This window comes from Stenotrophomonas sp. G4 (assembly GCF_003428825.1).
Classification (GTDB): domain Bacteria; phylum Pseudomonadota; class Gammaproteobacteria; order Xanthomonadales; family Xanthomonadaceae; genus Stenotrophomonas; species Stenotrophomonas indicatrix.
On the sequence record NZ_CP031741.1, the window covers coordinates 4,258,768 to 4,276,017 of the forward strand.

18 protein-coding genes are annotated in these 17,250 nt (G+C 68.2%); 6 read left to right on the forward strand and 12 right to left on the reverse strand.

What is annotated here, in order from left to right; all coding sequences use genetic code 11:
• Positions 1-9 precede the first annotated feature (9 nt).
• Positions 10-684, forward strand: a complete 675-nt coding sequence (locus tag D0Y85_RS19520) for a hypothetical protein (RefSeq protein WP_240329294.1) — start codon at positions 10-12, stop codon at positions 682-684.
• Positions 685-726: 42 nt separating this feature from the next.
• On the opposite strand, the gene dinG is transcribed toward D0Y85_RS19520, so the two are convergent.
• The 3 genes from dinG to aroE all read right to left on the reverse strand — a co-directional run bounded on the left by dinG (position 727) and on the right by aroE (position 4,181).
• Positions 727-2,829: an ATP-dependent DNA helicase DinG gene (gene dinG / locus D0Y85_RS19525; protein ID WP_117311689.1), complete on the reverse strand. Its 2,103-nt coding sequence runs from the start codon at positions 2,827-2,829 to the stop codon at positions 727-729.
• A 152-nt stretch (positions 2,830-2,981) separates the two neighbouring features.
• Positions 2,982-3,332, reverse strand: a complete 351-nt coding sequence (locus tag D0Y85_RS19530; protein ID WP_117311690.1) for a hypothetical protein — start codon at positions 3,330-3,332, stop codon at positions 2,982-2,984.
• Between the two features lie 3 nt (positions 3,333-3,335).
• Positions 3,336-4,181 carry a shikimate dehydrogenase gene (aroE, locus tag D0Y85_RS19535; RefSeq protein WP_033832490.1) on the reverse strand — a complete coding sequence of 282 codons (846 nt, stop codon included), beginning with the start codon at positions 4,179-4,181 and terminating at the stop codon, positions 3,336-3,338.
• Between the two features lie 48 nt (positions 4,182-4,229).
• Here aroE and D0Y85_RS19540 point away from each other — a divergent pair, with 48 nt between their 5' ends.
• The gene (locus D0Y85_RS19540) at positions 4,230-5,093 is read left to right on the forward strand and encodes a PD40 domain-containing protein (protein WP_117311691.1); all 864 of its coding nucleotides are present in this window, start codon (positions 4,230-4,232) and stop codon (positions 5,091-5,093) included.
• Positions 5,094-5,254: 161 nt separating this feature from the next.
• On the opposite strand, the gene D0Y85_RS19545 is transcribed toward D0Y85_RS19540, so the two are convergent.
• The 4 genes from D0Y85_RS19545 to D0Y85_RS19560 form a co-directional block, all read right to left on the reverse strand.
• Entirely contained in the window at positions 5,255-5,524 is a 270-nt protein-coding gene (locus D0Y85_RS19545; protein WP_025877541.1) for an SHOCT domain-containing protein, read from the reverse strand.
• Positions 5,525-5,557: 33 nt separating this feature from the next.
• A complete protein-coding gene (gene hemB / locus D0Y85_RS19550; RefSeq protein WP_117311692.1) occupies positions 5,558-6,547 on the reverse strand; it encodes a porphobilinogen synthase in 990 nt (329 codons plus the stop codon).
• A 19-nt stretch (positions 6,548-6,566) separates the two neighbouring features.
• Positions 6,567-7,484, reverse strand: a complete 918-nt coding sequence (locus D0Y85_RS19555; protein WP_117311693.1) for a bestrophin family ion channel — start codon at positions 7,482-7,484, stop codon at positions 6,567-6,569.
• Between the two features lie 123 nt (positions 7,485-7,607).
• On the reverse strand, positions 7,608-7,856 hold the full coding sequence (locus tag D0Y85_RS19560) for a hypothetical protein (protein ID WP_032952021.1): 249 nt from the start codon (positions 7,854-7,856) through the stop codon (positions 7,608-7,610).
• A gap of 181 nt (positions 7,857-8,037) precedes the next feature.
• Here D0Y85_RS19560 and D0Y85_RS19565 point away from each other — a divergent pair, with 181 nt between their 5' ends.
• Entirely contained in the window at positions 8,038-8,496 is a 459-nt protein-coding gene (locus D0Y85_RS19565; RefSeq protein WP_025877548.1) for a hypothetical protein, read from the forward strand.
• A gap of 76 nt (positions 8,497-8,572) precedes the next feature.
• Here the strand turns inward: D0Y85_RS19565 and D0Y85_RS19570 are convergent, their stop codons facing one another.
• From D0Y85_RS19570 to D0Y85_RS19585, 4 genes are all read right to left on the reverse strand, one after another.
• The gene (locus D0Y85_RS19570; protein ID WP_117311694.1) at positions 8,573-10,354 is read right to left on the reverse strand and encodes a DUF885 domain-containing protein; all 1,782 of its coding nucleotides are present in this window, start codon (positions 10,352-10,354) and stop codon (positions 8,573-8,575) included.
• A gap of 76 nt (positions 10,355-10,430) precedes the next feature.
• Positions 10,431-10,946 (reverse strand): cytochrome c oxidase assembly factor Coa1 family protein, encoded by a 516-nt coding sequence (locus tag D0Y85_RS19575; protein ID WP_080149602.1) that lies wholly within the window; start codon positions 10,944-10,946, stop codon positions 10,431-10,433.
• A 25-nt stretch (positions 10,947-10,971) separates the two neighbouring features.
• Entirely contained in the window at positions 10,972-13,197 is a 2,226-nt protein-coding gene (locus tag D0Y85_RS19580) for a DPP IV N-terminal domain-containing protein (RefSeq protein ID WP_117311695.1), read from the reverse strand.
• A 157-nt stretch (positions 13,198-13,354) separates the two neighbouring features.
• Positions 13,355-14,044: a glutathione binding-like protein gene (locus tag D0Y85_RS19585; protein WP_033832494.1), complete on the reverse strand. Its 690-nt coding sequence runs from the start codon at positions 14,042-14,044 to the stop codon at positions 13,355-13,357.
• Between the two features lie 111 nt (positions 14,045-14,155).
• On the opposite strand from D0Y85_RS19585, the gene D0Y85_RS19590 reads away from it, so the two are divergent.
• Entirely contained in the window at positions 14,156-14,785 is a 630-nt protein-coding gene (locus D0Y85_RS19590; protein WP_117311696.1) for a TIGR00645 family protein, read from the forward strand.
• Between the two features lie 200 nt (positions 14,786-14,985).
• Positions 14,986-15,993, forward strand: a complete 1,008-nt coding sequence (locus D0Y85_RS19595) for an energy transducer TonB (RefSeq protein ID WP_117311697.1) — start codon at positions 14,986-14,988, stop codon at positions 15,991-15,993.
• Positions 15,994-16,067: 74 nt separating this feature from the next.
• Here the strand turns inward: D0Y85_RS19595 and D0Y85_RS19600 are convergent, their stop codons facing one another.
• Positions 16,068-16,322 (reverse strand): hypothetical protein, encoded by a 255-nt coding sequence (locus D0Y85_RS19600; protein ID WP_117311698.1) that lies wholly within the window; start codon positions 16,320-16,322, stop codon positions 16,068-16,070.
• Between the two features lie 75 nt (positions 16,323-16,397).
• Here D0Y85_RS19600 and D0Y85_RS19605 point away from each other — a divergent pair, with 75 nt between their 5' ends.
• Entirely contained in the window at positions 16,398-17,201 is an 804-nt protein-coding gene (locus tag D0Y85_RS19605; RefSeq protein ID WP_117311699.1) for a helix-turn-helix transcriptional regulator, read from the forward strand.
• Positions 17,202-17,250 lie beyond the last annotated feature (49 nt).

The window sequence follows — 17,250 nt, forward strand, 5'->3', positions numbered from 1 at the left end:
TGCCGGCCGTTGGCCGGCAGCCTCCCTCGTAGTCCGCTAAGGTATCCCAATATCACCGACACGGAGGTTGTGATGACGTCACTTTTCCTCGCCCTGGCCGTGGCCATGGGCGCGAGCGCCGAACCGCCGCAGGCCCCTGACTGCAGCTACGACCGCGCGGCGATGCTGGCGATGGAACCGGGCATGTTCGACCAGGACATGGACGGGGGCTGGCGCCCGCTGGCCGATCGCGGCTGCACCCAGGAAGCCGCGGACCTGCTGGCCGCGTATGCGGCATTGCCCAAGGCGACGGGCAACACCACCCTCATCTGGCACGAAGGGCAGCTGCGCGCGGAGCTTGGGCAAACCGCGCAGGCGATTGCGCTGATGCAGCGCACCTACAAGCTGAAGGACACCGACCCCGGCTACTGGAACGCCTACGTGGACGGCACGATCGCGTTCCTGCGGCGTGATCGCAGCGGACTGGAAAAGGCACGTGCCGCGCTGGTCGCGATACCGACGCCACCCACGATGGCGGAGAACATCAAGAACGGTCGTTTCCGCTTCACTACCAAAGGCGGGCAGCAGGTGGATGCCCCTTGGCCGCCGAATCTCGATGTGCTCGATGCCTTCCTGCGCTGCTTCGACCGCGATTACCACAATGCGATGGGCAACCCGGCCTGCCGGAAGCCGGAAGGCGGTTGAGGCTCTCCGCCGGGCATGGCCCGGCGCTACCAGCGCGCGGGCTCAGCCGATGCTGCGCTTGAACGGCGGCAGCGCGTCGATGATGCGCTTGCCGTAACGGCGGGTCAGCAGGCGAGAGTCGAGGATGATCACCCGCCCGGTGTCGGTGGAGGTGCGGATCAGGCGGCCGGCGAACTGGGTCAGCGTGCGCAGCGCATGCGGGATCGCGATCAGGTTGAACGCATTGAGCCCACGCGCTTCCACCCATTCGCTCAGGGTGGCGGTCTGCGGATCGGTCGGCACCGCGAACGGCACCTGGGTGATCACCACCGTGGTGCAGGCCTCACCGGGAAGATCCAGGCCTTCGCCGAACGAGTTCAGCCCGAACAGCACCGATCCCTCGCCGGCGGCGACACGGCGCAGGTGTTCATCGATCATGCGCGTCTTCGACATCTCGCCCTGCACCAGCACCTGCTTGCGCTTGGCGGCCGGCATCAGGCCCGCCACCTTCTCCATCTTCCAGCGCGAGGTGAACAGCACCATCGAGCCCTTCGTCCAGTCCAGTTCCTTGCCGATGTAGCGCGCCACTTCGCGCGGATGGCCTTCGCGGTCATCGGGCGTGACCGGGAACGGCGGGACGATCAGCTCGGCCTGGTTGGGCAGGTCGAACGGCGAGGACAGCGAGACCATCTCGGCGGTTTCGGGGATGCCGTTGTCGATCGCCAGCGCCTGGAAATCGCCGCCACCGGTCAGCGTCGCCGAGGTCATCACCACCGAATCCACTTCATCCCACAACAGCTTGCGCAGCACGTGCGCGGCCGACACCGGCGAGCCATGCAGCACCAGGTCGCCATCGCGGGTGGCGGTCACCCAGCGCGCCATCGGTGGCGCGCCTTCCTTGTCCTCGCGGCGCCAGACCTGCCACAGGTTGTACTGCTGCTCGATCATCTCCAGGGCCATGCCGAGGTTGCGCTGCAGGCGCTCGCGCGCCGGATCGTCCGGCTTGCCCTTGGCGACCTGCGCGGTGGCCGCGTGCGCCCAGTTGTAGAGGCTGCGGGTATCGTCGGCCAGCGCCTCGATCGGCTCGCGCCAAGCCTCGGGCAGGCGTCCGTTGGCCGCGCGCCACATCGGCTCCTCGTCGGCCGGCGCCGGCATCCATACCGCCTCGACGTGGTCGCGGAACGCACGCAGGCCCTTGGCCACGTTGCTGGCCGCGTCGATGGCTTCGTTCGGCAGCAGGTTGCCGAGGCGATCCTTGTCGACTGCGCGGTAGGCACCGGCGATCAGGATCTGCAGGCGGCCGGTGCGCTTGGCCATTTCATCCAATGCCAGGCTGGCCGCGCCCTGGTCGATGGCCACGTTGCCCACGTGGTGGCCTTCGTCGAGCACCAGCAGCATGTCCGACGGCGCAGCGATCATCGGCTGGCCGTTGTCGCTGTCACCAATGGACAGCGCCGACAGCAGCAGCGCGTGGTTGGTGACCACGATCTGCGCATCGCGCACGGTGTTGCGCGAGCGCAGCACCGCGCACTGCGCCGAATACGCGCAGCGTCGCCCCGCGCAGCCTGAGGCCGGGGTGGTGATGCGGCTGCGCAGGCCAGGACTGATGGTTTCCGGTGCGTTGTCGATGTCGCCGTCCCAGCTGCCGCTGGTGAAGGCCACGGTGAGGCGCTTGGCGATGTCCATCTCGATCGGCGCCAGCGGGCGGTCGAACAGCGGCTGCTCGTCCTCGAACATGCCGTTCTGCGCGCCCTCGCCGTGCGCCTCGGCGGCGTTGCGCGTGCACAGATAGCGGGTGCGGCCCTTGGCCAGGGCAACGGTCGCCTCCAGGCCGGTGGCCTTGAGGAAGTTCGGAATATCGCGCTCGACCAGCTGCGACTGCAGCGCCACGGTACCGGTGCTGATCACCAGCTTCTTCTTGCTGGCCAGGGCAATCGGCACCCCGGCGGTCAGGTAGCCCAGGCTCTTGCCAACGCCGGTCGGCGCCTCGACCACGCCCACGCCACCGCTGGTGGACAGCGCACGCGACACCACGCCGATCATCTGGCTCTGCGAGCGGCGGGTGGAGAAGCCGGGGGTGTTGGCCTGCAGCGTCGTGTACGCCTTGCGGATCGCGTCCTTCAAGGTGTCATCGAGCTTGCGTGGAGCGGCGACGGTTTCGGTCACGCCAGAACTACCGTAGCGGGGTCAGGCCGGCCATTGTCGCATGGCCGGCCACAGGCTCCGAGGCGCGGGCGCTGAACAGGGTCAGCCGCGTCGCGCGATGGCTGGATGCACGCCCCGCAACACTACCGACGCGGCCAAGGCCGCCATCGGAGTCAGGGTGTAGCGGCGCGCAGCCGCAGCAACCGTACCAGCGCCCAGACCAGCAGGACAGTGCCGACGGCATCCAGCATCGCCAGGCCGAAGTGCACCACGCCCAGCACGGTGCTCAGCTGCGAGATCGCGCCGAAGTCGCCGTTGCTGACCATCCACATCGGCACCAGGTTGGCCAGCAGGCTGCCCAAGCTGGACGCCAGCAACAGCAGCAGGCCGGTCAGCGCACCGGTACGTGCCGGATCGCGCGGCGCGCCCATCACCCAGACCAGGCCGACGCACAGGGCAATCAGCACCGGCAGGCGCACGCCGACCATGGTCAGCAGGGAGACCATCAGCGCCTGGGTATCCATCGATCAGTCCTGCCCGGCGAAGGCGCCGGCACCAGCGCGCAGCTGCTGGTAGACCTCGTCGGTCTGCGGGCGTACGGCATGCCACTGCAGGAAGCTCTCCGCCGCCTGCTCGACCAGCATGCCCAGGCCATCGACCGTGTTGCGGCACTGCGCGGCGCGCGCCCAGGCTAGGAAGGCGATGGCGGCTTCGCCGTAGTTCAGGTCGACGGCCGTGGTCATCGAATTGACCAGCGACAGCGGCAGCTTGAACTCGGCGTCGCGATCGCGGCCGGCCGAGGTGGCGTTGAGGATCAGCTCGAAATCGCCGAGGTCGCGCAGATCGTCCCAGTAGCGGCTGAGCGCGCGGCCCGGCTCGCCCATGGCATCGATCAGTTCATCGGCACGTTCCGGCGTGCGGTTGACCACCACCAGTTCGGTGATGCCGGCATCCAGCAGCGCCGGAGCGACGCTGCGCGCCGAACCACCGGCGCCCAGCAGCAGCACGCGGCGTCCGCGCAGGTCCAGGCTGTGGCGGTCGGTGAGGTCACGCACCAGGCCGATGCCATCGGTGGTGTCACCGTGCCAGCGGTCGCCCTTGCGCAGCAGGGTATTGACCGAGCCGGCGCGGCGCGCGCGTGCGGTCAGCGTAGTGCACACCGAGAACGCCGCTTCCTTGTGCGGTGAGGTGACGTTGGCACCGACACCGCCTTCGGAGGCGAACGCCTCCAGCCCGGCCAGGAATGCGTCCGGGGCGAGATCGATGCTGCGGTAGTCGAGGGAGATGCCTTCCTGGCGACCGAACGCCGCATGGATCTGCGGCGACTTCGAGTGGGCGACGGGGTGTCCGAAGACGGCGTAACGATCGGTCATGGAATCCTCAAGCTGGCTAGACTGGTGCTCTTTCGTGCATGGACCTGGATGATGCGTATCGCCCCGACCCTGCTGGTGCTCGCCGCCAGTCTACTCTCTGCCCCGGTGGCGATGGCGTTGAACGAGTACGGCATCGAAGGCATGGGCGTGGTTTCCACCCGTGCCGATGAAGGCCGGGCCACGATCAGCGCCGATGGCCAGCGCATCGTCTTCGCCCGCCGTGGCGAGGCCGGCTGGGGGCTGTGGCAGGCGCGCGTGGTCGACGGCCGCTGGCAGCAGGCGCAGGCGTTGCCGCTGGCGGTGTCCGGCGAGGTGCGCGATCCGTATTTCAGCCGCGATGGACGTTGGCTGCTGTTCGCCGCAGGCCGCGAGGGCCGGTCGGGGCTGTACCGGGCGGCGATCGCCGCCGATGGCAGCGTAGGGGCGCCGCAAGCGCTGGCAGGCGATGGTGGCCGCCATGAAGAGCGCGGGCCGGCATTGAGCGCGGACGGGCGACAGCTGCTGTTTGCCCGCCAGCAGGGCCGTGGTGCCGGCTGGGACCTGTTCGTGGCCGCGCTGGACGCGCAGGGCGTGCGAGGCCCGGCGACGGCATTGCAGGCATTGAACAGCCCCGCCGATGAAACCGATGGCGACTGGCTGGGCAGCGCTGGCGCGGTGGCCTTCAGCCGTGGCAGCGGTGACACCGCGCAGGTCTGGACCAGCGGTTGTGCATGGACGGGCGCTGCGCCGCAGCCGATCGGACTGTCGTTCAACCAGGCCAGCGGCTGGACCGGCGCGCCGGTGGTCGACAACGCCAAACCGGGCGAAATGATGGTGGCCAGCAGCGCGGCGAAGTCGCCCCGCGCCGGTGGCGTGGATGTATACCGGCTGGCCGTGCCGAAGGTGGCGGCAGTGCCCGGGTGCATGCAGTAGATCCACGCCATGCGTGGATGAGCGTTCGGTGGATACCGACCGCCCCCCGCTCCGGTAGGTGCCGACCTTGGTCGGCACAGAAACAAGACCGCCAACCAAGGTTGGCGACTACCGGTAGATCCACGCCATGCGTGGATGGCCCGGGTCCCGGGCCACGGCGCTCAGCGCGACAGCACCTTCGCGCGCTGCTGTTCGTACTCCGCTTCGCTGAGCTGGCCGTTGTCCTTGCGCCGGTTCAGTGCGGCCAGTTCGGCCTGCACGCTTTCCGGCACGGCCTGCTCGCGGGCGACCCGGGCGGCAGCGGAGAGCTGCTCGGGCGGGCGCCGCGCGGCGCGCCAGGCGGCAACGAACACGCCGACGATGATGGCCCCGAACACCAGCGTACCGGTGCCCCAGATCAGCCATTGCATCCAACCCATTTCAGGTCCCATCGCGTGTTCCTCCGTCCGTCGTGGGCGCTATTGTCAGCGCTCGCGCAGCCAACGCGCCACCTGCGGCGCGAAATAGGTCAGCACGCCATCGGCGCCGGCACGCTTGAAGCCCAGCAGCGATTCCAGCACGCAGGCGCGCTCGTCCAGCCAGCCGTTGGCGAACGCCGCCTTCATCATCGCGTACTCGCCACTGACCTGGTAAGCGAAGGTCGGAACCCCGAAGGTTTCCTTCACCCGCCGCACCAGGTCCAGGTACGGCATGCCCGGCTTGACCATCACCATGTCCGCGCCCTCCTCCAGGTCCAGGGCGATCTCGCGCATCGCCTCGTCACCATTGGCCGGGTCCATCTGGTAGGTCTTCTTGTCGGCCTTGCCGAGGCTGGCCGCGCTGCCCACCGCATCGCGGAACGGACCGTAGAACGCCGACGCGTACTTGGCCGAGTAGGCCATGATGCGCACGTTGAGGTGGTGGTCGGCGTCCAGCGCACGACGGATCGCGCCGATGCGGCCATCCATCATGTCCGACGGCGAAATGATGTCCGCGCCTGCCTCGGCATGCGACAGCGACTGCTTGACCAGCGCTTCGACGGTGATGTCGTTGAGCACGTAGCCCTTGTCATCGATGATGCCGTCCTGGCCGTGCGTGGTGTACGGATCCAGGGCCACGTCGGTCATCACCCCCAGCTCCGGGAAGCGCGACTTCAGCGCGCGGATCGCACGCTGCGCCAGGCCGTCCTCGGCCCACGCCGCCGAGGCGTCCAGCGACTTCTGCGAGGCATCCAGCACCGGGAACAGGTCGATCACCGGGATGCCCAGTTCCAGCACTTCCTCGGCCACCTTCAGCAGCTCTTCGATCGACAGCCGCTCCACGCCCGGCATCGAGGGCACCGCAACGCGACCGGCCGGTTCGTGCACGAACACCGGATAGATCAGGTCGTCGGTGGTCAGCGTGTTCTCGCGCATCAGGCGGCGCGAGAATTCGTCATGGCGCATGCGCCGCGGGCGGTAATGGGGATGAGGCATGGCAGGCTCCGGGGAGTGGCTATTGCAACAGGTAGCCCTGCGGCAGCAGGGGTGCGGGCAACGGGCGTTCGCCGAGGGCGTCGAGCTGGTCGATCTCGATGGTGCGCACCAGCGCGTCCAGCGGCAGGTCGTTCGGCTCCAGGCCGAACGGGTCTTCCATTTCTTCACCCAGCTGGTCCAGGCCGAAGAAGGCGTAGGCCAGCACCGCCGACAGCACCGGCGTGGCCCAGCCCAGCGAGCTGGCCAGGCCGAACGGCAGCAGCACGCAGAACATCCACGCGCAGCGGTGCAGCAGCAGGGTGTAGGCGAACGGCAGCGGGGTGGTCAGGATGCGTTCGCAGCCAGCCTGGATCGAGGACATCGCGTGCAGGCGCTCTTCCATCTGGACGTAAAGAATGGAATCGAGCGTGCCGGCGCGACGGGCCTGGGCCAGTTCGGCGGCGATCATCGCCAGCAACGCATCGGGCACGTTCCCGCGCTGGGCGAGCTGCCCGCGCTGTTCCTCGTCCAGCCATGGCACCGCCGCCAGCGCGACGTCGCGGGCGCGCAGGCGCGCGGCCAGTGCATGGGCGAAGGCGGTGGTCAGGTAGCCGATGCGCTGGCGGCGCGGTGCGTCATCGGCCAGCAGCACCTGTACCTGCCGCGCCAGCGAGCGCGATTCGAAGACCAACTGGCCCCACAGCTTGCGGCCCTCCCACCAGCGGTCGTAGCAGGCGCTGTTGCGGAAGCTGAGGAAGATCGACAGGACCAGGCCGAGCAGGGTGAACGGGGTGACCGAGACGCGCTCGATGCCGATCGGCGGCGCCAGTTCCACCACCGCGGCGACCGCGATGGACAGGACGAGGATGGCCAGCATCTTCGGCGCGATGGCCGGAACGATCGAGCCACGCAGGATGTACAGCAGTTGCCAGCCGTGGGGACGGGAACGAATGATCATGGGAGCAGCCGCGCAGGGCGCGGTTCGACAGGCACGCGGGGGGCTCGCGCAGCCGCCCATTCTACTCCCTGCCCGGCCGGCGGCCGTGTCCCTGCGACGCCCGGTCGCACCGGCCCGGCCGGCTCAGATCACGCCGCCGCCCAGCCCCAGGCGCAGGATTCCGACCACCACCACGATGCCGTTCAGGATCAGCCCGGTCCACGCCCGGCCGCGCTTGCTGGGGTGGGTGAACAGGATGCCGAGCGCGGCGATGATCGCGCCGACCGCGGCGAACGGGATCAGGAACCAGTTGCCCCAGCCCAGCAGCGGTATCAACGCCAGGATCATCCACAGCAGCGCCAGCACGCCCCACAACAGACTGATCACACCCATAGCGCCCTCCCGTGGTTGTTCATGCGCCAACCATAGCCGTTCCCGGCAGCGCCGCCTACCGCCGTTGCCGTCAGCCTCACCGGCCCCGTGCTAGCGTGCGGCCATGGGTCGAGCCCCGATGTTGGCGCCGATTCAGAGTGCCCGGCTGATGATCCGAACCAGTCCTACAGGGGTATACGCCATGAACATCCGTTGGGTCGCCTTGGCGGCCATGCTGCTGACCGTTGCCGGTTGCGCCAGTACCTCCAAGGTCATGCTGGGCCGCGCCCGCGCGCCGATCGATCCGTCCCAGGTGCAGATCTATTCGACGCCGCCCGCCGGTTCGCAGGAAATCGCCCAGCTGGAATCGTCTTCGGCGGTGGGCTTCGGCACGCAGGGACAGACCGATGCCGCCGTGGCTCGCCTCAAGCGCGAAGCGGCTGCACTGGGTGCCAACGGCGTGATCCTGATGGGCGTGGGCAGCAGTGGCTCGCCGGTCGGCATGTCGGTGGGTGCCGGCAGTTACGGTTCGCACGTGGGCGGCGGCGTGGGCATCGGCATACCGACGACGCAGAAGCGCGCCGCAGGCGTGGCGATCTGGGTACCGGATCCGGCGCCGCCGGCACGCCTGCCGACGCAGACGATCACCCCGCAGCGCTGAGCGGCGGCGTCACCGCGGGTAGCGCCGGGCCATGCCCGGCGTCTCTTCCGCTGCGCTCGCCGGGCGTGGCCCGGCGCTACCGGTACTTCGGAACGAACTGCTGCTGCACGGCTTCGGCTAGCTGGTCCGGCGGCAACAGGCCCTGGTCGAGCAGGAAGTTGTTGAACGCCAGGCGGTCGAACTTCGCGCCCAGTGCCAGCTCGGTCTGCATGCGCAGTTCGAGGATGCGGGTGTAGCCGTAGAAGTAGCTGCCCGCCTGGCCCGGCATGCGCACCATGTAGCGGTCCAGTTCCTGGGTGGCCATCGCCTTGGACAGACCCACCTGCTCGATCAGCACGCGCTCGCCGTTGGCACGGTCGGTCAGGCCGAGATTGAGCATCGGGTCCAGCATCGCGCGGGCGGCACGCAGCAGGCGGAACTGCAGCGCGATCATCTGCCCGTCCAGCGGCTCGTACGGCACCATCTCCGCCTCGGCATACAGCGCCCAGCCTTCCACGTTCACCGAATTGAACGCGAACATGGTGCGCGCCAGCGACACGCCACGCTCGACCATCGCGGTGAACTGCAGCTCGTGGCCCGGGCGGCCTTCATGCGCGCTCAGCGTCCAGGCCGCCGAACCGAAGTTGAAGTCGTCGTACTGCGCACCCGCACCGGCAGCCGGGTTGCCCAGCGGCAGCACGAAGGTGCCCTGCTGCCCGGTGTTGTTGACCAGCGGCGCAGGCAGGAAGTGCGGTGCCGGGCTGGCAGCGCTTTCGGCAGCCGAGCCCAGGCGCATCTGCATCGCGCGCTGCGGCACGTCGACGATGCGGTGTTCGCGGATCAACGGATCGATGGCATCGATCACCTTGCGGTAGTGGCCTTCAAGCTGGTCATCGGCAATCTTCTCTCCCTTCAGCGCGCGGATCACCGCTACCGGGTCGCTCGGATCACTGACCTTCAGGCCCTTCTCTTTCACCACCAGCGGCGCCAGCTGGCGCATCGCTGAGCGGGTTTCCATGAACTCCAGCTGCGCGCGCTGCATCAGCAGCTTCGGGTCGATATCAATGCCGACCTGCTTGAGCTGGTAGGCGTATAGCGGAGCCGGCAGGCGCGCATCGGCACGAGCCTTCGGCAGCACCTCCTTGCGGGTCCATGCGGCGTAGTCCTTCATCTGTGCGGCAAGCGCCTTCATCGCCTCGTCGGCACCAGTGACCTGGTACTTCTTCAGCAACGACTCGATGCCGGTGATGTAGGTCTCGACGTTGTCCAGCGACTGCTGCACTTCGATCTTCGTCGGTTGCAGCAGCGTGCTGTCCTTCAACCGCTCTTCGTAGCGCTGGCGGGCCAGCGTGGTGAACGCGGTGCCGCCCGGCTGCAGGCCCGCATACGCCTTGAGGCGATCGACCGCCTTGGCCCGGCGCTCGGCCGGCACCTGGTCGGACAGCAGCAGGTTGAGGCCGCTGAACACGCTCTGCGGCGCATCACGCCACGGCAGCAGGTACTTCTGGTTGAGCTCGCTGCCTTCGATGCTCTGGTTGGCGGCGGCGATCATGATCTCCAGGTCCTGGCGGACGTTGGGATCCTTCTCGCTGGCCAGCTTGGCCTTCAGTTCGTCGCGGGCCTTGGCCATCGCGGCGCGGTAGCGCTGGTCGTTGTCCGGGCCGAGGTCGGCGACCTTGTCGTCGTAGCCGGGCACGCCGAAGAAGCCGGTCTCCTCGGGCTGGAACGGCCCCTGCGCATCAAGCAGGATCTGCGCCAGTGCATTGCTGCGCGCGACCCAGGCCGGGCTGGCCGGCGTGGAGGCCTTGGCGGCCGGTGGGGCCGACAGCAGCGGGGCGGCGGTCAGGGCCAGGGCGACGGCAAGCGCGATCGGCTTCATGGAGCACTCCAGGAAAGGGTTGCCCGCACCCTACGCGCTCACGGCGGTGGCGACAATCGGCCGGAGGTCACGCCATCTACAGCGCTGCCGTCAGCGCGCATTCGCCACGATCGCGGCAGGCCTGCAGTTCGCATTCGCCGGCCGCCTCGGCATCATCCAGCGCGCTCAGGTCGAAGGTCTGCTTGTCTTCGGCCAGCACGTACATCACCGGGTAATCCCACACGTCGTCGCTGCGGGTGCCCTTCACGAACAGGCGGCCGTGTGCATGCGGCCCTTCCAGCGCCACGGTCAGGCCAACGTCGCGCTCGCCGTTGATAGCGGTCTGCATGCTGCCCAGCGGCAGCGTGCCGGCCTGCAGCGGTTCGCCGAATACCTGCACCAGTTCGACGCTGCAGCCGGCACGGCGCATGGCCTCGCGCATCGGCGCACTGTCGTGCGCGGCCTCGGTCCAGCGCAGCACGCTCCAGGCGATGGCGCCGCCCAGTGCGGCCAGGAACAGCAGCACCGCCAACGGCATCGCCCAGCGCCAATGCCGGCACCACCAGCCGGAAGCCAGGGTGGAGGGCGCAGGAATCGGCGGCGGCAGGGTCATGGGCGGGCTCCTTCCCGGATGGTGATCAAGGCTTCAGGCAACGTCCCAGGAAAGCTTCGGCAACGCGGTAGCGATGCAGTGCGTCGGCACCGGACAGGCCGTGCTTGGCACCGGGGTAGGTCATCAGTTCAAACGGCTGGCCGCGCTTCTGCAGCGCGCTCATCAGGCTGGTCGAATTGGTGAACAGCACGTTGTCGTCGGCCATGCCGTGGATCAGCAGCAGCGGCGAGCGCAGGCCCTCGATGTGGGTCAGCACGCGTGCTTCGCGGTAACCGGCATCGTTGCGCGACGGCAGGTCCATGTAGCGCTCGGTGTAGTGGCTGTCGTACAGGCCCCAATCGGTGACCGGTGCGCCGGCCACGCCACAGGCGTAGCTGTCCGACGCCTTGGCCAGCAGCATCAGGGTCATGTAGCCGCCGTTGGACCAGCCCTGCACGCCGATGCGCGCCGGGTCCACCCACGGCTGCTGCTTCAGCCACGCCACGCCGCGCAGCTGGTCGGCCACCTCCACCGTGCCCTGCTTGCCATACAGCGCGCCACCGAAGTCACGGCCGCGGCGCGGCGTGCCGCGGTTGTCCAGCGAAAACACCACATAGCCCTGCTGGGCCAGGTACTGGTTGAACAGATGGTCGCCACGGCCAGGCCAGCTGTCGGTGACGGTCTGGCTGGCCGGGCCGCCATACACGTACACCGCCACCGGGTAGCGCTTGGCCGGATCAAAGCCTGCCGGCTTGATCACGCTGTAGTTCAGCGGCGTCCTGCCGTCGGCCGCGGTGAGCGTGCCGAATTCGACCGGGCGCTGCGCGTCGCGGTAGCGCGCATACGGATGCTTGGGATCGGCCAGATCGTTCTCGACCAGGGTAGCGATCTTCTCGCCATTGGCGCGGAACAGTTCAATCTGCGGCGGCGTGCTGCTGTTGGACCAGCTGTCCACGTACACGCTGGCGTTGCGCGCGAAGCTGGCGCTGTGCATGCCTGGCGCCTTCGACAGGCGCTGCGGCTGGCCACCCTGCAGCGGCACGGCGTAGATCTGGCTTTCGCGCGCCGATTCGATGCCGGCACGGAAGTACGCCAGGCCGGCCTTTTCATCCACCGCCAGCAGTTCATCCACCGACCAGTTGCCGTGGGTCAGCGCGGTGGCCTTGCCCTTGCTGTCGATGCGGTACAGATGCTGGAAGCCGGTGCGCTCGGACGACCACAGCACGCTGCCGTCATCGAGGAAACGCAGGCTGTTGTGCAGCGGCACCCAGGTCGGGCTGGTCTCGTGGGCCAGCACGCGCTGCTGGTTCGAGGCCAGGGTGACTTCCACCAGGTCGAGCTTCTTCTGGTCGCGCGACTGGCGCTGGAAGCTCAGGTGCTGCGGATCACGCCAATCGACGCGGGCCAGGTAGATGTCCTGTTCCTTGCCAAGGTCGATCCACTGCGTCTGCGCATGTTCGGCCGGCGAGATCACGCCCAGCTTCACCTGCACGTTGGCATCGCCGGCGGCCGGGTAGCGCTGTTCGATCACATCGGTGCGGTCGGCATAGACCTCGTAACGCTTCTGCACCGGCACCGGGCTTTCATCGATGCGGGCGTAGGCGATGGCCGAATCGTCGGGTGCCCACCAGTAACCGGTATGGCGATCCATCTCCTCGTCGGCGACGAATTCGGCGACACCGTTGCCGATGGTCGTGCTGCCATCACCGGTCAGCTGCATCTGCTTTCCGCTGGCCAGGTCGATCACCCACAGGTTGCGGCCGCGGATGAAGCTGACGAAGCCGCCCTTGGGCGACAGCTTGGCGTCGGTGGCAAAGCCCTCGCCGTGGGTCAGCTGGCGCACCGCGGCCGTGCCTTCCTGCTTGAGGTCGTACAGGTACAGCTCGCCGCCCAGCGGGAACAGCAGGCGCTGCGCGTCCGGCGACCACTGGTAGTCGACGATGCCGGTCATGGCGGCGATGCGCTGGCGCTCGCGGCGGGCCTTTTCCTCGTCACTGAGGGTTTCGGTGCCGGGCAGCACCACCTTCGAATCCACCAGCAGGCGGGTCTGGCCGCTGCCGATGTCATAGCTCCACAGGTCCAGCTGGTTGCGGTCGCTGTCCTTGCCGCGCAGGAAGGTCACGCGCGAACCATCCGGCGCCACCTTCGGCTTCATCAGGGTCGGGCCGGACAACGGCAGCGGGCCGGTGATGGCTTCCAGGGTGAGTTTTTCAGCGTGGGCGACGGTACTGGTGGCAAGCATGAGGGCGAGCGAGGCGAACAGATGGCGCATGGAGGATCCCGGCAAACGGCAGGTCCGCCACCGCGACAGGCGCGGGACGGTCAGCGTCCATCCTAACCAAGGCGGTGCAGGAAGACAGCATGACCTTCTGCCCATGAGGTGTTGCCATAATGCGTGCCGACCAACGGTCGGCACCCACCGTCCCGGGTCAGCGCTTGCCGAACAGGTGCCTGCGCTCTTCGTCGCTGAGCGGCTTGCCTGCGTCCGGGTTGACCTGCTGGCGCAGCGCATAGGCGCGCTGGGTCGCCGGGCGGGCGGCGATGGCCTGGTGCCAGCGCTTGAGGTTCGGGAACGCGTCGAAGTCCGCCGGCAGCTTGTCGTAGGCGCCAACCCACGGGTAGCTGGCCATGTCGGCGATGGTGTACTCCTCGCCGGCCAGGAAGGCGTGCTCGGCCAGGCGCTTGTCCATCACCCCGTGCAGGCGGCGCACTTCATTGTCGTAGCGCTCGATCGCATACGGGATCTTCTCCGGCGCGTACACATTGAAGTGGCCCATCTGCCCGCTCATCGGGCCCAGCCCGGCCATCTGCCAGAACAGCCATTCCAGGGTGGTGACGCGGCCACGCGGGTCGGCCGGCAGGAAGCGGCCGGTCTTCTCGGCCAGGTACAGCAGGATCGCACCGGACTCGAACACGCTCTGCGGCGCACCGCCGTCGGCCGGAGCGTGGTCGACGATGGCCGGCATCTTGTTGTTGGGGGAAATGGCCAGGAATTCCGGCTTGAACTGGTCGCCCGAACCGATGTTGACCGGGTGGATGCGGTACTCCAGGCCGGCTTCTTCCAGCAGCAGGGTCACTTTGTGGCCGTTCGGGGTAGGCCAGTAATACAGGTCGATCATGGCGGCGGCTCTGGGTACGGAAAGGAACCTGAAGTCTAGTGCGTGCGTTGGCTTGGCACCGTCATGGCGGGTCGGTAACCTCGCCTCTCCCCGAAACGCAGCATCCTCCGCATGAGTGCAAACCGTCCGCCGCTCTCCCCGCTGTCCACCCTGATCTTCGCCTCGCGCTGGCTGCAGCTGCCGCTGTACCTGGGCCTGATCGTGGCGCAGTGCGTCTATGTGTTCCTGTTCGGCAAGGAACTGTGGCACCTGATCTCGCACTCGGTGTCGATGGGCGAGCAGCAGATCATGCTGATCGTGCTGGGGCTGATCGATGTGGTGATGATCTCCAACCTGCTGGTGATGGTGATCGTCGGCGGCTATGAAACCTTCGTCTCGCGCCTGCGCCTGGAAGGCCACCCGGACCAGCCGGAATGGCTGAGCCACGTCAACGCCAGCGTGCTGAAAGTGAAGCTGGCGATGGCGATCATCGGCATCTCCTCGATCCATCTGTTGAAGACGTTCATCGCAGCCAGCCCGCTGAACGGCCTGCCGCTGTGCAAGCCGGAGCAATGGGCTGCGGCGGCTTCGTCGGCATCGGCAAGCTTCTACAACGCCGGCGCCGAAACCTGCACCACCCTGACCCCCGATGGCGTGCTGTGGCAGACCATCATCCACTGCGTGTTCATCCTGTCGGCGATCGGCATCGCCTGGACCGACAAGCTGATGTCCAACAGCCACAGCAAGGCCGCCGCGCACTGACGCGAACGCCGGCGGCGGCACGGTTGCCGCCGCCGGCCCCGCTCCCGGCCCTTGTGCGCAAGGGTGGCCAGGATGCTAGATTGCACCCTCGCTACAGGCGACGGTGACGCTGGGAAACGTCCCCCGCCACGCCCGGACCTTGCGTCCCGGCCATGCGTATCTACGTTTTTCGTAACGTCGTCTTCTTAGAGGGGAGCAGGATGTCGCACGTCGCAATGATCGCTGCCGCGCGCCGGTGGTTGCCGGTCGCTCTGGCTTTGGCCCTGGCTGCCTGCTCGGGCAAGGATGAAACACCGGCTCCGGCCGCGCAGGGCGCCGCTGCCCCCACCGCTGCAGCACCAGCCGCACCGGCAGTGGCCGCCAAGGTGCAGTCGATGGGTACCGAGCAGCTGCGCGAATCGGCCAGCCAGGCACTGCGCGAGAACCGCATGTACGCCCCGGCCGGCGACAATGCCATCGAGTACTACCTGGCACTGCGCGACAAGACGCCGGACGATGCCTCGGTGAAGAGCGCGCTGACCGATCTTCTGCCCTACACCCTGATCGCCGCCGAGCAGCATCTGGGCCGCGAGGATTTCACTGAAGCGCAGCGGCTGGTCGCCCTGATCGAAAAGGTCGATGCCTCGGCCCCGGCCCTGCCGCGCCTGAAGGAAGGCCTGACCAAGGGCGTGCAGGTTGCCGCCAAGCGCACCGAAGACGAGACCGAGAAGGTCAAGAAGGACGCTGAAGACCGCACCAAGCAGCTGGCCGAGCAGCAGCGCCTGACCGAACAGCGTGCCAAGGAAGCCGAAGCGGCCAAGCAGATTGCTGCGCAGCAGGACGTTGCCCGCCGTGACAGCGAGCGCCAGGAAGCCGAGCGCCAGGCTGCCGCGCGTCGCGATGCCGAGCAGAAGCAGCAGCAGGCCGCTGCGCAGCAGGCCAACGCCGCCCGCCAGGCCGCGACCGCCGCTGCACCAAGCCTGCGCCCGGTCAGCACGCCAGCCCCGCGTTACCCGGCCGAAGCGCTGCGTTCGGGTACCTCCGGCGAAGTCCTGGTGGAGATCACCGTCGGCACCGACGGCTCGGTGACCAATGCGCGCGTACTGCGCGCCACGCCATCGCGTGTCTTCGATCGCGAAGCCCTCAACGCGGTCAAGCGCTGGCGCTTCGAGCCGGTCACGGCCCCGGTCACCACCCGCCGCACGCTGGTGTTCGCACCGGGCGGCTGATGCCCACGGCGGTAGCGCCGGGCCGCGCCCGGCGGTTCTGGAGCAAGGCCCGGCATGTCCGGGCCTTGTGCGTTTCAGGCTGCGCTGTCGATCAGCCGTTGCAGTGCTGGATCACGTGCGCTCAGCACCTGGAACAGGCCCAGCGCGTGCAGCCCGGGCAGCAGGCTGCGCAGATCGGCTTCGGCGGTGGCACGGAGGTCGGCATCACGGGCCGGGTCCTGCCACTCCCGCACGGTGGCGAGAAAGGCGCCGACGCTGCCCTTGCGCACGGTGAGGCCGTTCACCTGCACCTCGTTCTGGTCGTCGGGAAGGATGTCGTGCGGCTGCATGGCGTGCTCCTGGGAGGTGGACGCCCAGTGTCGACGCTCGTCACCGACCGTTCTGCCGTATAACTGCCAATGGATATGGCAGAACAGACATTGCAGACACCACTGATCGATCCTGCGTTGGTTGAGGCCAGCGGCGGGCCGGCCCTGCTCGGCGCGCAGCTGACGATGCCGGGTTCACGGCGCACCGCCCGCCACCAGCACGCGCGCGGGCAATTGCTGGGTGCCCACACCGGCCTGTTGCGGATCGAGGTGGGCGACACCCACTGGCTGCTTCCGGCCGGGCACGTGGCGTGGCTTCCGCCACAGCATCCGCATGCGCTTTCCAGCATCGGCAGCTTCGATGGCTGGAGCCTGTACTTCAGCAAGGCGGCCTGCGCGGACCTGCCCACCGCACCGCGCATCTTCCAGCCCAGCGACGTGTTGCAGGTGGCGGTGCCGCGGGCACTGCACTGGTGCGGGCAGGCGTTGGATGCGCGGCAACAGCGCTTGGCCGGGGTGATCGCCGATGAAATCGCTGCAGGCACGCCGTTGCCACTTGCGCTGCAGCAACCCGGTGACCGCCGCCTGCGCCGCATCGCCGCCGCCCTGGCGCGTGCGCCACATGACACCCGCACCGTCGAGGACTGGGCAGCCGCCAGCGGCCTGTCCAGTCGCAGCCTCGCCCGCCACTGGCAGGCCGAAACGAACATGACCCTGACCCGCTGGCGGCAGCGCCTGCGCGTGCTGCTGGCGCTGCCGCGATTGCTGGCCGGTGAATCCGTCACCACCGTGGCGCTGTCATTGGGCTACGACACGGCCAGCGCCTTCATCGCGGTATTCAAGCGCGAGATGGGAGTGACGCCGGCGCGGTATGCAGACGGAAGCGCTTCACGGCGCTGAAATGCACGAGACCCGGAATGACCGGGCCTCGTTTCACATCCGCCGGGCG

Bases quoted from the DNA above. Each gene is read 5' to 3' on its own strand.
- D0Y85_RS19605 (WP_117311699.1), top strand. From the start codon at position 16,398: ATGGCAGAACAGACATTGCAGACACCACTGATCGATCCTGCGTTGGTT.
- D0Y85_RS19565 (WP_025877548.1), top strand. From the start codon at position 8,038: ATGAACATCCGTTGGGTCGCCTTGGCGGCCATGCTGCTGACCGTTGCC.
- D0Y85_RS19545 (WP_025877541.1), bottom strand. From the start codon at position 5,524: ATGGGACCTGAAATGGGTTGGATGCAATGGCTGATCTGGGGCACCGGT.
- D0Y85_RS19575 (WP_080149602.1), bottom strand. From the start codon at position 10,946: ATGACCCTGCCGCCGCCGATTCCTGCGCCCTCCACCCTGGCTTCCGGC.
- D0Y85_RS19595 (WP_117311697.1), top strand. From the start codon at position 14,986: ATGTCGCACGTCGCAATGATCGCTGCCGCGCGCCGGTGGTTGCCGGTC.
- D0Y85_RS19555 (WP_117311693.1), bottom strand. From the start codon at position 7,484: ATGATCATTCGTTCCCGTCCCCACGGCTGGCAACTGCTGTACATCCTG.
- hemB (WP_117311692.1), bottom strand. From the start codon at position 6,547: ATGCCTCATCCCCATTACCGCCCGCGGCGCATGCGCCATGACGAATTC.
- D0Y85_RS19600 (WP_117311698.1), bottom strand. From the start codon at position 16,322: ATGCAGCCGCACGACATCCTTCCCGACGACCAGAACGAGGTGCAGGTG.
- aroE (WP_033832490.1), bottom strand. From the start codon at position 4,181: ATGACCGATCGTTACGCCGTCTTCGGACACCCCGTCGCCCACTCGAAG.
- D0Y85_RS19540 (WP_117311691.1), top strand. From the start codon at position 4,230: ATGATGCGTATCGCCCCGACCCTGCTGGTGCTCGCCGCCAGTCTACTC.
- D0Y85_RS19585 (WP_033832494.1), bottom strand. From the start codon at position 14,044: ATGATCGACCTGTATTACTGGCCTACCCCGAACGGCCACAAAGTGACC.
- D0Y85_RS19590 (WP_117311696.1), top strand. From the start codon at position 14,156: ATGAGTGCAAACCGTCCGCCGCTCTCCCCGCTGTCCACCCTGATCTTC.
- D0Y85_RS19580 (WP_117311695.1), bottom strand. From the start codon at position 13,197: ATGCGCCATCTGTTCGCCTCGCTCGCCCTCATGCTTGCCACCAGTACC.
- D0Y85_RS19530 (WP_117311690.1), bottom strand. From the start codon at position 3,332: ATGGATACCCAGGCGCTGATGGTCTCCCTGCTGACCATGGTCGGCGTG.
- D0Y85_RS19570 (WP_117311694.1), bottom strand. From the start codon at position 10,354: ATGAAGCCGATCGCGCTTGCCGTCGCCCTGGCCCTGACCGCCGCCCCG.
- D0Y85_RS19560 (WP_032952021.1), bottom strand. From the start codon at position 7,856: ATGGGTGTGATCAGTCTGTTGTGGGGCGTGCTGGCGCTGCTGTGGATG.